This is a genomic window from Nitrosarchaeum sp. AC2 (assembly GCF_013407385.1).
In the GTDB taxonomy this organism is placed as follows: Archaea; Thermoproteota; Nitrososphaeria; order Nitrososphaerales; family Nitrosopumilaceae; genus Nitrosarchaeum; species Nitrosarchaeum koreense.
Genome location: NZ_CP030847.1, coordinates 560,680 through 576,149 on the forward strand (window position 1 = coordinate 560,680; position 15,470 = coordinate 576,149).

Annotated in this window: 14 protein-coding genes; 7 read left to right on the forward strand and 7 right to left on the reverse strand. The window is 32.5% G+C overall.

Translation table 11 applies throughout. The features are described 5' to 3' along the window. The first annotated feature begins 135 nt into the window (after positions 1-135). Both DSQ20_RS03320 and DSQ20_RS03325 read left to right on the forward strand, forming a co-directional pair. On the forward strand, positions 136-3,423 hold the full coding sequence (locus DSQ20_RS03320) for a lamin tail domain-containing protein (RefSeq protein WP_179366028.1): 3,288 nt from the start codon (positions 136-138) through the stop codon (positions 3,421-3,423). 35 nt (positions 3,424-3,458) lie between these two features. Next, entirely contained in the window at positions 3,459-3,953 is a 495-nt protein-coding gene (locus DSQ20_RS03325; RefSeq protein ID WP_179366029.1) for a DUF367 family protein, read from the forward strand. Position 3,954: 1 nt separating this feature from the next. On the opposite strand, the gene DSQ20_RS03330 is transcribed toward DSQ20_RS03325, so the two are convergent. Continuing rightward, positions 3,955-6,411 (reverse strand): ABC transporter substrate-binding protein, encoded by a 2,457-nt coding sequence (locus DSQ20_RS03330; RefSeq protein WP_179366030.1) that lies wholly within the window; start codon positions 6,409-6,411, stop codon positions 3,955-3,957. Positions 6,412-6,512: 101 nt separating this feature from the next. On the opposite strand from DSQ20_RS03330, the gene DSQ20_RS03335 reads away from it, so the two are divergent. Then, entirely contained in the window at positions 6,513-7,145 is a 633-nt protein-coding gene (locus DSQ20_RS03335) for a hypothetical protein (protein ID WP_179366031.1), read from the forward strand. Between the two features lie 222 nt (positions 7,146-7,367). Here DSQ20_RS03335 and DSQ20_RS03340 read toward each other — a convergent pair whose 3' ends face one another. Beyond that, positions 7,368-9,107 (reverse strand): DUF2070 family protein, encoded by a 1,740-nt coding sequence (locus DSQ20_RS03340; RefSeq protein WP_179366032.1) that lies wholly within the window; start codon positions 9,105-9,107, stop codon positions 7,368-7,370. Between the two features lie 3 nt (positions 9,108-9,110). Next, positions 9,111-9,281: a preprotein translocase subunit Sec61beta gene (locus DSQ20_RS03345; RefSeq protein WP_007550105.1), complete on the reverse strand. Its 171-nt coding sequence runs from the start codon at positions 9,279-9,281 to the stop codon at positions 9,111-9,113. Positions 9,282-9,515: 234 nt separating this feature from the next. Here DSQ20_RS03345 and DSQ20_RS03350 point away from each other — a divergent pair, with 234 nt between their 5' ends. Next, positions 9,516-10,514, forward strand: a complete 999-nt coding sequence (locus tag DSQ20_RS03350) for a TIGR00341 family protein (RefSeq protein WP_179366033.1) — start codon at positions 9,516-9,518, stop codon at positions 10,512-10,514. Positions 10,515-10,547: 33 nt separating this feature from the next. Next, a complete protein-coding gene (locus DSQ20_RS03355) occupies positions 10,548-10,982 on the forward strand; it encodes a universal stress protein (RefSeq protein WP_179366034.1) in 435 nt (144 codons plus the stop codon). On the opposite strand, the gene DSQ20_RS03360 is transcribed toward DSQ20_RS03355, so the two are convergent. Further along, positions 10,979-11,332: an Sjogren's syndrome/scleroderma autoantigen 1 family protein gene (locus tag DSQ20_RS03360; RefSeq protein WP_179366035.1), complete on the reverse strand. Its 354-nt coding sequence runs from the start codon at positions 11,330-11,332 to the stop codon at positions 10,979-10,981. The genes DSQ20_RS03355 and DSQ20_RS03360 overlap by 4 nt on opposite strands. Before the next feature lie 103 nt (positions 11,333-11,435). Between DSQ20_RS03360 and yciH the strand changes: the two genes are divergently transcribed. After that, positions 11,436-11,744, forward strand: coding sequence for a stress response translation initiation inhibitor YciH (gene yciH, locus DSQ20_RS03365; RefSeq protein WP_048109562.1), 309 nt, complete (start codon positions 11,436-11,438; stop codon positions 11,742-11,744). 52 nt (positions 11,745-11,796) lie between these two features. Continuing rightward, positions 11,797-12,744, forward strand: a complete 948-nt coding sequence (locus tag DSQ20_RS03370) for a CPBP family intramembrane glutamic endopeptidase (RefSeq protein ID WP_305080065.1) — start codon at positions 11,797-11,799, stop codon at positions 12,742-12,744. Positions 12,745-12,792: 48 nt separating this feature from the next. Here DSQ20_RS03370 and DSQ20_RS03375 read toward each other — a convergent pair whose 3' ends face one another. The 3 genes from DSQ20_RS03375 to cofD all read right to left on the reverse strand — a co-directional run bounded on the left by DSQ20_RS03375 (position 12,793) and on the right by cofD (position 15,381). Further along, positions 12,793-13,701 carry a transcription initiation factor IIB family protein gene (locus DSQ20_RS03375; protein ID WP_007550110.1) on the reverse strand — a complete coding sequence of 303 codons (909 nt, stop codon included), beginning with the start codon at positions 13,699-13,701 and terminating at the stop codon, positions 12,793-12,795. Positions 13,702-13,820: 119 nt separating this feature from the next. After that, positions 13,821-14,459: a 2-phospho-L-lactate guanylyltransferase gene (gene cofC / locus DSQ20_RS03380; RefSeq protein WP_179366037.1), complete on the reverse strand. Its 639-nt coding sequence runs from the start codon at positions 14,457-14,459 to the stop codon at positions 13,821-13,823. A gap of 1 nt (position 14,460) precedes the next feature. Further along, positions 14,461-15,381, reverse strand: coding sequence for a 2-phospho-L-lactate transferase (cofD, locus tag DSQ20_RS03385; RefSeq protein ID WP_048110336.1), 921 nt, complete (start codon positions 15,379-15,381; stop codon positions 14,461-14,463). Positions 15,382-15,470: the final 89 nt, after the last annotated feature.

A 15,470-nucleotide genomic window follows, 5' to 3' on the forward strand; every position in this document is an offset into this window, starting at 1 on the left:
CTTCTACGTATTACTTAAAACGATAAAAATCCCATATTTTGTAATGATTTTAAGATATATGACTTTCACAACAAGCTCAACTTTTGCTCAATTCAATTCTAAAATGAGGCTATTAAGCACCCTATATTGGACAACATGAAAAATATTCTAGTTTTATTTTCCATTTTGCTACTCGGTGGTTTGGTTGGTACAGCAAGCGCTCAATCTACTAATCATGTCGTAATAAATGAAATTGATATTAATCCGCCCGGAGATGATTCTAAATCCGTTTTAGAATGGATTGAACTTTACAATCCGACAAGTTCTAAAATAGATATCAGTGGTTGGCAAATTGCTTCGACTACTGCATTGAAAAAAACAATGACAATTTCATCTGGTACTTTTATTGAACCAGGCAAGTATCTGACATTTTCATATCAAAGTTTATGGTTTGCCGATTCTAATGAATTAGTAGAACTAAGAGACAAGAATGGAGTTGTTATAGATAAAACTCCATTACTGTCTGATCCTAAAAATGATTTAACTTCTTGGCAACGAATCTATGATGGATATGACTTGGATAATTCTAACGACTGGAAGTTTACAATTCCTACAGCTGGCTCATCCAATGGAAAGGTAACTACTACTGAAACAAAAACAGACGTCACAGTAACTGTATCTACTAATAAAGAATCATATCTGTTTGGTGAAACTGCATCCATTACCGGCAAAATCTCAAAACAAGTATTCATCACTGCCCCATATTTCCATGCTGATGAAATATCTGTAAAGATTACTGGACCCAAATATGATAAAACAATTTCACTCTACCCTGATCTTAATTTGAATTATAAGACTTCGTTGAATCTTCAACAAGTTCTTGGTATAAGCAAAGGAGTTTACTTGGTTTCAGTTACATATGGTGGAGCAACTTCACAAACAAGCTTTACGGTAGGGAATGAAATTGTTCCAGATATTATTGCAAAAAACAACACTCTTAGTATTGCTACTGATAAATCACAATATTATCCTGGAGATACTTTGTCTTTAACAGGAATTACTACTGAGGCAATTCCATTTGAAGGCTTGAAATTTAACATCAAGGATCCTAGTGGCAAAATAATTTCATTAGGAAGCTTGTATCCTACCAATGGGAAATTTTCAACAAATGTGTATATCACTCCTGTGAATCCAGCATTTGGTACCTATCAGATCACTGCCGAATATTATGATAAATCATCCATTGCATTTTTTGAAGTAGTAAAAGACATCAAAGAGGCAAAAGCAATTTCGATATGGACCGACAAAGATGCATATGCTTTAGGCGAAACTGTTACAATTACTGGTCGACTAAACACCGTGTGGGTTCAATTTATGAATCTGGAAATATTACAAACCAAAAATGCCGCACTTGCTACCGCTGCTCTTGGTGGTGGTAATTCTGGGTTTAAAATATTAGATACTTTGAAAGTATCTGGCGATGGAACTTTCTCATATTCTTTTAAAATTCCAGATAGTGATGTTCGATTAGGAGATTACAAAATCTCTGTATCCCAAAGTCTTGGCTCTGCATCAAAGACAATTCACGCTGTAGCAAATCCTGATGACTTTATTGTAAGTAGTAATCCTATCTCAATTTCCACAGACAAACTGATCTATAATTTAGGTGAAACCATGACAATTACTGGTTATATTAAAAATCCTGTTACCAGTTCGACTTATCAAACCGCCTCAGTAGCAATTTCAATATCTCATGAGGATGGACGTCCTTTGGAAATTGTCGCACAAATGCCGCATACTAAAACTAGATTGAATAATGGATTGGTCGTTGCATATGAATTAACTGCCACTCCAGATCCTTCTGGAAGATTTTCAGTTCAAACAAAAATTTTACAAAATGCATTTGCTGATGGAAATTATAAAATAAAAGCTGAATATCGTGGACTGACAACTTCTACTTCTGTTGGAATAGTTGATCCTTTGAAATTAGAAAATGGCGCATTAATTTCTCTAAATAAACAAGTTTACGGTCTAGGCGAAACTGTTGTTTTGACTGGAATTCTTCCTCCTACAGGCGATAATTCTATAAAAATTTCTCTTACAAAACCTGATGGAAGTATAGTTAATTCTGGTGCTACTGTAGATAACCAACAATTTTCTTGGTCTTGGGTCACTCCAATATCTGAAAAACCTCTTACCATAAAGACAGATGATCGTTCTGTCACCACATCTAATTATGGAATTTATAAAATTAGAGTATCCATCGCATCTGCTGGCACTGATGTTTTTTTCAAAGTTTCTTCTGATCCTGCCAATGATTCTTTAACTTTGGTTCCTCTGTATGTTACAACTGAAAAATCTCTTTACAAAGCAGGAGAGAAATTAAAAGTAATTGGAAATATAATTAAACGAGATCAAGGTTCTGAAGGGTTAGTAGTTCCAGACAGAGTAACAATACGTGTACTTGATAACAAGACTCCTTTCAAACAAATCAGTGAGGCATCTGTTTATCCTGATCAAGGAGGAAACTTCCAAAGCTCATTTGAATTACCTGTAACTGTTTTCAGTGAAGGTGAGTATAAAATTAAAGCATTGTATTCTGGAAAGCAATCTGAATCTATTTTCACAATTGCAAATGACTTTTCTTTCGGCTCAACTGACAAATTATCGCTTTTATTAGCTACTGACAAGTCTGATTATTATCCTGGAGATACTGTAACTATCTCTGGTAAACCAAACAAGCTAATTTATCTTGAAAAATTTGATGTTAGTGTGATTCAGAAAAAAGAGGGTGAGATAACATGTGGTACATTTTATTGTGGCAAACATGTGGGTCCAGTAACTACAATTCGACCAAGTTCATCTGGATCATTTTCACACCAAATTACAATTTCTGACACTCCATCAAGTATCGGTTCATATGAAATTACAGTAGATGCTGGCTTTGAGACAAAATCTATAATGTTTAATGTGATAGAGAAACCAGTCATTGTTGAACCTGTAAAAGTTCCATCAACTTTAATTGATAAGGTAAACCGAATCTCCGAGGATAAAATATCTATAATTACAAATGAAAAAACCATTGATGATGCCCAGGCATTTCCACGTGTGTTGTCTGGCTCATTACTTTCTTCAAAAACTGATCAATCTGATGTGAATCTGAGAATTACTTCTGAATCTGGAATTTGCATTATAGGTCAAGAAGTAGATTGTCTTGTACAGGATTCTACTAGAAAACCTGGACAAATCTATGATGTAGTGTCTGTAGATGGAGTTGAATTAAACGTCAGATATAGTGGTCCAGATGTATATCTTGAGAAATTTGATATTCTTCCTGTATCTTCAGATGTATTTTTGCCAAACACAAATTGGAATGTAGATGTAGTCAAAGAAGATCAAACATCGAGATTTTACTATAAGATTAACTACAAAATGGTAGAGTAAGTTCAAAATACTATTTATTTCATATTTGAACATAGATGAATCTACAAGTTTTGATGTTTTATCAGGATGATCCAAAAAAATGTACAGCTGCAAAAATGGTCAAGTTCGGAATTGCAAAAAGCATCAAAAAAATTGGAAATAAAGGACTGGTTTTGGATCCTTTTTCTGAAAAAACTCTTTTACCTAAAGACAAATCTTTGATAAATTCAATAGTTGGAATTGACTGTTCATGGACTCTAGCTGACCAAGCATTTTCAAAAAAATTTAATGGAATTACAAGAAAACTTCCACCATTACTAGCTGGTAATCCTGTTAATTACGCAAAGCTCAACAAGCTTACTACTGCAGAGGCGTTATCTGCATCATTGTTTATTTTAGGTTTTAAAGATGATGCCCTTGCAATACTTGATAAATTCAAATGGGGACACACATTTTATGATTTAAATCAAAACCTCCTAAATGAATATTCTAAATTGGAATCTGAAGATCAAATTGATATTATTTTAAAAGAATACGGATTATCTGAATAACTCATTTCTTTCTTTTCTTAATGTAAATCATAGTGATGATGCCAATTATTATGGGAACAAGTAGCCATGCAAATTCAGATGAATTATTTTGATCATACTCTATGTTATCTTGATTAAGATCAGGTAACTCTCCGTTGTTTTCTACCATTAAGAAACTAGTTGAATAGTAATCTGGCTTTAAAACTGAATCTGAAATTGCAAATATCTTTAAATCTTTAGCACCAACTCCTAATTCTTTAATTTTTTCAGCATCGATTATAATTTTAGTGGAACTACTATCGATGTTAATTAATTCTGATATTGAATTATTGTTGCTATCTGTCAAAAAATAAAGAACAGAGTCTGCATTTTTGGTATCTATGTCAATTTCTAATTGAACTCCTTTTTGAATTATGTTTGGTAAATTTATGTTTGTTATTTTTGGAAATTCTGTTTTTTCAAATTCTGACCAATAACCCAACTTGAAAGGATAACTCTGATCATCAAAAGCATTTACGACTATTGTTCGTGATTCAGGTGAGTATGCACTGAGATAAAATGGTCCATTGCTAATCACTGCATGGTTGTGTGATTTGACCCACTCTGATGATGCCGTATATCTCTCATCAAAATATTTGATGTCTTTTTCAAATATTTTTAATGAATTTGGAATGTATTTCTTTTCACTAAATTCATTCAAATAACTTTGTATCGTTTGAGCATCATTAGGAATAATCAACGAAATCCAATTCACATTTTTATTAATTGCTCCAGATCTTGAAAATGACACTTTTCCATCTAACACTGCTTGTTCCATAGCTACTGAAATTTCCCACGGCATTGAACTCCATAATGAGGCCCATTCTGCAATTTCATCATTATCAAAATGCCAGTAATCTACATACACCTCAATTGTATCGTCATCAATCACTTTTATCCCAATAATTGTTTTTACAGATTGTGATGCAATAGATGTGAATTCTACATCATAAGTCTTATCGTTTTCATCTGTTTGAACTCCCCACTCCATTACAAAATACAATGAATACAAAATATCATTCATATCCATTTTTTGACCATTGTGCCAATTGCTAAACTTCAAATCGTATCTGACTTTGCTTGTTGCTTGAGTTCCATGATCTACTTTCTTCCATTGATGTGTGATGGGATCCCACATAATCGCATCATCAGGTAAAATTAATTTTCCATTTGGTCCTGCAGTATCTACATTCCAATCTGCTCTGACTGGAAATGTTTTTCCAGTAAATGGATGTTTGAACGTGATTGGATCTGAAATTATGCCCCAAATCTGTCTACTGTATGTATCACTTAATCCCATGACTGGATTCCAGGACCCTTGATAGATCTGTTTTACTCCGATAACTAATTCACTTTCTCCATTTCTCGAATTAATTGGTGTGAATCTACTTGGAACGCCTGCTCCCAAATCATTTACGATTCCTTCCATTTTTTCATTTGCTACAAACTGATCAATTTTACTTGCTATGAAAATTCTTACTGATTGGTCTACTCCTTCTGCGATTGCATCTTGAATCAATAGCACTCTTTCTTCTTCCGATTCAAAATCTCCGGTGTAAATTTTCTGAGTTATTTCATCAAGTTTATCATTTTTGTAATTCCAATATGATGGATCGTTTGAACCTGGCATGTTTGAGAACCATGGAGAATACATCTGTGATAATCCCACCGAATCATACCTTACAAATGCTGATCTTGACCACCCTTCAGTGTATAGACTCCATTTTAGTTCTGCTGGATTGGAACCATATACAACAACATATGCTTTATTCAAATCACCATAGTCTTTTTTTACTGTAAATCCTATTTTTTCTAATTCTGAAGCTAATATCTCTCCAATGGATTTTCTTACCTGATCATCACTTCTTATGAAAACTATGATCTCTATTGGCTTTTGATTAATTTCCCATTGTCCGTTTGATTTTATTGCACCATTTTCTTTTAGTGCATTTGAAATCATTTCTTCAGCTAGTGCTGGATTGTATCTGAAATTGAATGTCTCTAATTGTTTGATTATTGTAAGATATTCTGGGTCAGATGGACTATAGTTTGAGATCATTGGTGCACCATAACCTCCCATCAATTCGTTTACAATCAATTTTCTATCTATTAGATAGTTTAATGCAAATCTGATATCTTTAAGCGAAAATGGATTGAATTCATTTGATTCTGCAGGATTTACCAATATACTATATGATCTCCCTGTCGAATCAAAAACCTCTAATCCTTCACGTGATTTGGGATTTTCTAGTCTGTCTGACGAAATTCTGTCATAGTATATATCCAAATTTCCATTTCTAACTTCTTCAAGTGCAGTATTTTCGTCCAAATACTGGATAAATTTTACAGAATCAAAATATGTGCTTTTTTCTGCAAATGATTCATTATTGATTCCATATACAATTACAAGAGCTAGTATGAATACTAGCAATAATTTCATAACCGTTAATTTGATTAGTTGTAATAAAACCTATTTCATAATAACCAGTTTAGTAATATCTCCTAAAACCTATATCATCTAAACTATAAAAGAAAAACAATATGAAATTCAATCAAATAATACTATCTGGATTAAAAGGAATTATTCCTGGTGGCATATCTGTAGAAGATTTCAGTGTAGTTATAAAATCAAACATTGTTGATTCACAGAATATCTTGGATGGTTACGTGAAATATGGCATTGGAAAAAAACAGAATGACATGTATTATTTTGAAGATGGTGATAAACTAAAAGCTGCTATCCAATTGATAAAAAATGGTGGTCCTCTTGATGAGATATCTGTTCTACTTGACTGGAAAGATTTTGAAGGGTTGGTTGCTGAAATCCTATTCTCAAAAAACTTTGCGATTATTAAAAATCTGATTCTGACAAAACCCCGAATGGAGATAGATGTTATCGGTATTAGATTGGGCGTTGCTATGCTAATTGATTGTAAACATTGGAAAAGATATAGTTCTTCTGCATTATCATCTGCAGTAAAAAAACAGATAGAACGGACAAAACATTACATCTCTAAAACTCCTGGTGCTATGGCTGTGCCTGTAATTGTAACTCTGTACCAAGATAAGATTGATTTTATAGATCGAGTGCCTATAGTTCCAGTTTTTCAATTTTCATCATTTATTGATGAATTTTATGGAAATCTTGATCAAATGAACACTTTAGAAACATAGATCGCTTATCTATTCTCCTCTAGTCTATGTTAATTTTATGTTAACTAGTAGTTGATACGTGATGAATAAAATCATTAAAATTTATTTATCTTGTAAAATGGTCATGAGAAACAGAATAATCTGTAAAGAATGCCATTTGGAATTAGAAACACGTTCTGAACGAAGCATGAAGAAATGCGAAGGTTGTCAACTTCAATAGTTCTAAATTGAATTATTTTTTGTTTATAGAAACAAGGTAATTATGAATAATGTGACACTTCCAATCATGAATCCTTTTGTTAATTTCAGAGATTTGTCTAGTGCCTTGGAATAATCTTCATAAATGCCTTGACCCATGACTTTTACATCTGCTTCATTTTCCAAAATTTCAAATTTTGCTGAAGATACTTTTGATTCTGCTTCATATGCAATTTGTAAAAACCACTTGGTTAGTTTGTCAGCGCCAGTAATGAGTCCTAGTTGATAGTATCCGTTTCTGTTTCTAGCTTTGACTGGAGCATAATGTGTGTCTGATGTACAAATTTCCAATAATTGACGTCCTTGTTTTGCAAAGTTCTCAACTATTTTTTCTCTTACTCCATTTTCCATATTGTTTGCATCTGCCCATCCAAGAAAGAATTTTTTACCATTAATTTTTAGACATACTACTCCTAGACCTCCCATTGCCAAGTCTTCAGTCCATACATCCATACTGTCTGAATTTGCGTACCCAAACTCTATAGGATAACTATCTTTTGTAATTAGTGAATCCAAACATGATTTTGCTGCCTTTAACATGTCTTCACCATCTTCTTTTGAAATTTCTTCACCCATTGCATTATGACAATCAACTATCAGTGTTCTGACATAATTTCTATTTTTAGCATATTGCTCAATCTCCTTTTTCATATAGTTTGGAATATCTTCCATTCCATGTGGTGACAATGAGAGAAACAACAACGGATTATTTCCAAAAAGTAACCCTGTTACACGTGCTTTGTTAATTTGAACTGTTACTGGTTCTGTACACATCAACCCTTCTTCTTTTACTATGCTGGAATCTAGATTTTTTAAATAATTTTCAACTTCATTTTTTGATGGAAGATTTAATGAGTGATCTGAAATGCTATGCATGATCATCGCTGAAGATTCTAAATTTTTGTACATCAAATATGGAATATTACTTCCTCCAACTGGATGATATGGGCCTGGATGAATTTCAGGTAATACCATTCTAAATTTCATATTCCCATCTGATGCACTTAACCTAATTTGTGATGTGGATACTTTTGTTTTAAATGAACGCTGTTCAATTATTGCTTCCGCTTCTGTAAAGTCATTACCCTGTGATGCCAAGTATGCTTGTATTGTTTTATGTGTGCTCTCCATACCTGGTCTTCCCGCTCTATCTGTTAATACCGACCATACACTTGCAATTATTAGAAATACTGCACCAAATCCTATTGCCAATGGATTTGTCAAAGTTGAATACCACATATCAAATGGTATCATTACTAAAAACATGGCAAGTGGTTGAACCATGCAAATTGCCCAAGCTTTTTTGATACTTGCACCTAATGTTGTAGTAAAAATTCCTATTCTGAAACTTGCAAATAGAAACATTCCATATGTTACAAAAAATAACGATGTCTCTTTTACTAGGACAACGCTTGCAAGTAATCCCATTAAAATCACTGCAATCCATAACATGTTTCCAAAAAGAGATGCATGTAGAGATTTTGAATATTCTTTTTTTCTGGTGAATCGTGTGTCAATTAACTGGGATAATGCTAATACTCCAATTACCATTGGAATCCTAAACCAATTTTCGTTTGTTCCAATATACCCCAAATAGACTATCGATGTGATTACTGCGGAAATTACTAATGATCCAGCTAGAGAAAAATAATGTGATGCTGGATTGATTAATGTAAGTGAAAACCTATTGTGTATGTTTGAAACATCGTCTGAAGATTTTTCCATATCTTATTTCGGAACTAAAAATATGTCAATTAGCCAAGAAACCACAATCAAGCTAATGGGAACGGAAACAACAATTCTTGGATCTACTTTGAATCCTTTGGTTTCGTCCTCAAAGAATCTCATGAGGCCTCCACTTGATGCTGGTAGTGGTGCTCCTTTCTTCTTACTGCTCATTGCTACTTTTCAAAGCTTGAATTTTGACATAAATACTTTATTCCTTAACAAGATTGGCATACGTTTCTTAAAATAAGATGATTTGAGACTATTTTTTATCAAAATTTAGTAGAAACGCCTAAAATCTCTCATCTGATTGAACTTATTCATTAATTTAGCGCATTATGCCTAAAAATACAATTTTGAGATGTCAGTGAAATCATTAATTAGTATTTTTGAAATATAATTAATTAATTGAAAAGAATTGAATTAACTTGTTTTGAACAACAATCTCCAAGTATCGAATACATCTTAAAAAAATACAAAGTTTCATACAATTTAAAATTGGCAATGATTGATGATCATAAATTAATTCATTACAATGTAATTGTCCCTGATATAATTTCAAGGACTGTAATAAATGAATTAAGTGATATTCTAGATACCACTCACAAAGAGATTTATCTTATCAGTCAAACTCTGGATGCTGCAATATCTGAATATTCTGATCGATTACATGAAGAAGAGAAGCTAAAACATGTAAAAAAAGACAAAAAAACAACTGAAGAATTTAAGACACTTACAGAACCTTCTGTAGAACTAAAGACAAATTTGGTATTTATGATTGCAATTGCGTCTGCAGTTGCTTTAGTTGGTCTTTTTGCAAATAATGCATCTCTAGTAATTGGTGCCATGTTGTTGTCTCCGTTACTTGGTCCGATAACTGCATTTTCTTTTAATGCTGCTGTGGGTCAGCCAAAAAAAATGTACAAAGCTGCAAAGTCTGGATTAATTTTAACATTGGTGATAATCACTATAGGTGCAGGATTAACTGCAATTGCATTATCTTTTATGGAATTAGAAATTACGCCTGAAATTCTTGCAAGAACTGAAATGACTCCTGTATTTTTAGTAGTTGCAATTCTTTTGGGATTAGCTGGTGGCATAGCTATGTCTTCAGATATTCCGGGTATTCTTGTTGGCGTGGCAATAGCTGCTGCATTAGTTCCACCAGCAGTAGTCACTGGAATATCTATTGCTATGTTAGATTATGACATGTTTATCAATTCACTTACATTGACTATCGCAAACATTCTTGGATTAGTTCTAGGAACTATGATAATATTTTTTGCTCTTGGTGTAACTCCTAGAAAATATTATGAACAAGAACAAGCAAAAAAATATCAAACCTATACAATTATCATCTTTGTTGTAATGAGTATTACATTAGGAATTTTGACATTTTGGATATAATCAATTTTATTAGGATACATTCTTACTTAAATTATGTTTAAAAAAATAGTTGTTGCATTTATTACAAAACAATTTGAGAACAAGTCTTTCCTAACTGGATTAGATATTGCACAAAAATTTGAAGGGAGTCTTACTGTTATTGACTGTGTTTATAAAAAACCTTCAAAATTCGTTTTTTTTGAAACTAGTCATGATAAAAAATCATACGCTAAAACCAAAGAAAAAATTTTAAAAAATCTTGAAAAATTTGAAAAGATTGCAAATGCGAAGGATATTCCAATTAAAACAAAAGTTGCATTAACTGATTCTATATCTGACTGGATAGTGGATTTTGTAAAAGAAAAAAAGACTGATCTTCTGATAATTGATCATCCTCATTTGTCTGAATTTGAAAATGATCACTATGAATTTATAATAAAATCTATAACTGATAGCATTAAAGTTCCAATACTATTGTTACGTTCCTAGGATTCTTGTTTTTTTGTGGTCTGATTAATTCTTAATTTTTCTACTGTTTCGATGATTGAATTAATAGATCTTAGAATTTGTTGTTGTTTTTCATGATTTGCTTCCTGTTCTAATTCCTTAGATAATTCAGAGAGTTTTTTTTCTAATGTTATTTCTATACTTGTTTTTTCAGTTTGGTGTTTAGTTTCAGTTGGAATCTCTTTTTTCTCTGGCTCTCTTCCACAGTTAATGCATAATGCATGCCCTTCTTTCATCACTCTTACTCCTGAACAATATGGACATGGCTCACTCAGCAATGTTGCTCCATTCAATAGCATTTCTGCTGCTTTTTTTGTAAGATCTTTTGACACGTGGATAGTTATAATTTCTCTTTAAAAAATACAATTATTTTGTAATCTATTTTTATATCAAACAAGGCTTAATAGTGCGTAAAATTGAATTAATTTAGAACGTATGGCGGTAATTTGTAATACTTGTGGTCTACCAGAAGATCTGTGCGCATGTGGTGAACTTGCTAAAGATAGTACAAAAATTATAATTCGTTTAGAAACCAGACGATTCAAGAAAAAGGGAACCATGATTGAAGGATTGGATCCAAAATTAAATAATCTGGAAATAGTTGCAAAAGAATTAAAAAACAAATATGCTTGCGGAGGAACTGCAAAAGACGGATACATATTTCTTCAAGGTGATCATCGGGACACAATTAAGGAAACCCTTATTCATCTAGGATTTCCTGAAGCTAGCATCGAACTTCATTAGATATACGTTGCAATCTCCAAACAAAATACTCCAATTGGTAGGAATTCCCCATTTGGCACTTCTGTCTGTCATATTTGGTATGATGTTACTGTCGTTTCCAATTGGTTTGTTTACTGTATTTAACACTGATATTGGAAATGACATTAATTTTGAATATCCTCTAAAAGACCTTGATATTTTTAAAACAATTGAATATCTAATTCCAGATGGAATTGAAATAGGCGATGTTTTTATTGTCTTGTGGTCAATTTATGCCTCTCTTTTTGCGATAGCTATGTTTGGACCTAAGTCTGGATTTTTGAAATTACTTTCTTTGAATCTATCTCGTGGAAAATTTGAAACAAAATCTAACTATATGATAACAATTACTAAATGGTTTTCAATAATTATTTTGCTCTCGATTGCAATTGATTATGTTCAGCAATTCTTTGGAATTCCAACTGTTCCCCCACCAATAGATAATAACTTAACTCAATTTTTGTATGTTAGTCTTTCCCCTATTGTTGAAGAGTTTGGATTCAGAGTTCTACTTATTGGACTACCTCTCTTTGTATTTTATTCACATAAACTATCTCCAAGTCATTTTTTTAAATCACTTTGGAATCCTAGCCATTACTTACACATATCTGATCATAAGAAATCATTATTTTTGATAGTTTTTGTAGGTGTATTTTTTGGATTAGCTCACATAATGACTGGTGAACCGTGGAGCGAAGGTAAACTTGTACAGGCTAGTATGAGTGGAATAATTCTTGGATGGTTGTATGTTCGATTTGGTTTGATAACTGCAATTCTAGTTCATTGGGGTACAAATTATTTCATATTTTCTTATGCAAATTTTATTTCTCAAATAAATGAAATCGCAATTGATGTTGCGTTTTCTCATTCTCTTCTCAATACTATGGAGATTCTATTTTTTATTTCTGGTGCCTTTTCAATTTTGGTAGTGTTGCTTGATTATTTTAATTCAAAAAAAGAACAAAAGTTAAAAACTGAATAAATTTTATTTTCTATTTATTTAACTATTTTTAATATCGTCTAAAAACCATTACAGGTTTAAAGCAACTTTCAAACCTTTGTATCTGTTTCTTATTGTAACTTCAGTTACACCAGCTGCTTCTGCTACGTCTCTTTGAGTTTTATTTTCACCATTTGTAACACATGCCACGTAAAGTGCAGCAGCTGCTAACCCCATAGGATCTTTTCCTGCAGATATTTTTTGTTCTTCAGCTGTTTGAAGAATTTTAGTGGCGGCTCTTTTTGTTTTTTCAGACAATCCTGCCTTACTTGCTATTCTAGAAATACATTTTACAGGATCTACTACAGGCATTTTCAAATTAAGTTCTCGTAATAGCAATCTATAACATCTTGCAATATCTTTTCGTTTTATGTTGCTAGCATGTCCTATATCTTTTAGAGTTCTTGGTGTTTCAGTATCTCTACATGCAGCGTAAAGTGCAGATGCAATCAATGCTGAAATTGAACGACCTCTTACAAGTCCTTTTTCTAATGCTTTACGATAAATATACGCAGCCTTTTCAATGACTGCATCACCTACTGCTAATTTGTCTTTTAATCTATCAAGCTCACTAAATGCCTGCCTAAAATTTCTGTCAACTGGTTCATGAACCTGACTTCTACTGTCCCATGTTCTTAGCCTCTCTATTGTGCTTTTCATTGCAGATGTGAGAGGTTTGCCTGTTGCATCTCTATTTTGAGGATTGATGACTGTTGCCAATCCCATGTCGTGCATTGCTAAAGAAGTTGGTACCCCTGCTCGACTTTTGTTTTCACCCTCATTTGAAAATGATCTCCATTCTGGTCCTGACTCATCTACTTTATCTGTAATTACAAAACCGCATTTTCCACAGAAATTTTCACCTGTAGTTGCATCTGTAACTAATGTGCCTTGACCACATCTTGGGCATCTGTCTTTTGGATTTACATTTTTAACCATATTTTTTTTCCTTCAAAATTTTATTCTGATATATAACCATTGCTGAATTATTTCTTATAAACTTGCTGGTGATATTTGTTAAAAAAATATTTGATCTACAAAAAATATAATATTTTTTCTTATTTTAAGTCTAAAATGCCCTTGATTTTCTTTGAAATCTCTGGTTTTTCATTTTGTTCTAATAGGAACTTCAAATCCTCCATGTTATCCACATCTAACATTATTCTTTTTACAAAAACTAGGGCTATGTTTCTTGTAACTTCCTTTGCTGTTTTCATATGAATTTTGTAACTATCTTCATCGTAATGCGTTATCATCAAATCAATTGGCATTCTTACTAAGGCATTTGTACCATCAAATCTTCTAGATGGTACCACTATGGCAAAATTTGGGGGTATCTTGTAGTTTAACATAAAATCAATATCTTGAGTTTTGATAAATGGTATGTCTTGGGGAAAAACTATTGATGCATCAAATTTATTTTCTAATAGATATTTGTCCGCCAATGCAACTGCATTGTTTACACTCTTTTCTTCATTATCTGATATGATAATTGCATTGTATTTTTTAGCAAGTTCAATCGCTTTTGATTCTTTAGTAACAATTATTGTTTTATCAATTTGTGGTGAAATTGATAAAGTATGTAAAATTTCTTCTAACATAATTTTACAAATTTCTTCTTTTTGATGTGATGATAGATCTAAACGTGTTTTTGCTAATGAGAAAGTCTTTACAGGAATAATCGCTGCAATTTTCAAATTATACGTGTATTTGTTTAAGAATAAAATTTGCTAATGCGTCTTCAGCTAATTTATTATTCATAGTAATTTTTGTTTCGTATACTTTCATATCTAAACTTTGGATTTTCTTTACAAGTAGTCTGTCTTTTGTATCTACTACTATATTTGAACAGACATCAGAATACATTTTTGCAAGACCATATGCATTTGTTTCAATTCCAGCTGCTTCCATGTATTTTGCAGCAGGTCCGCTAACAGCTTTATCTCCTATGAGCGGACTTACTGCAATCACTTTCTTTTTAATTTTTGAGAGTTCTTTTCTAATTCCTTTAATTTGTAACATTGGACCAATAGATGTTAACGGATTTCCAGGCGCTAAAATTATCATGTCTGCATCATGAATTGCATTTACTGCTTCAGGATTTGGGCGTGCTTTATCCGCTCCAATATATTGAATTCCTTCTACTGGATCTCTTCCACGATGTTTTACCCAATATTCTTGGAGATGCAATTCTCCTTTGTCTGTCGTTATTCTTGTTTCAATACTGTTATCTGTTACTGGAATTATGTTTGCACTAACTGCAAATTTTTCACACATCCATTTTGTAATGTCACTTAAATTTTTACCATTTTTTAACATATTCGTTCTAATCAAATGTGTTGCTGCATCTCTGTCTCCCACTCTGAACCATGTCTCTTCGCCAAATACTTCCATCTGTCTTAGAAAGTTGAATGTGTCTTTTTTGATTCCCCATCCTCTTTCTTGATCTAATAAATCTGCAAGACCATAGATTATAGTATCGATATCTGGACATACGTATAATCCGTAAAGCCAATAATTGTCTCCTACGTTAGTTATTACGTTGACTTTGGATTCTTGTGATACTAATCCTCTAACTAGCTTTACCGAACCTGTCCCACCTGCTAATACTGTAATCATTCCATTTTCTCCTAAAACCGAAAAGTCATTTGCCGTCACTACATATTACTTTTTCAGAAATTCGCGATCTTATTTTTGAGGATAAGTTT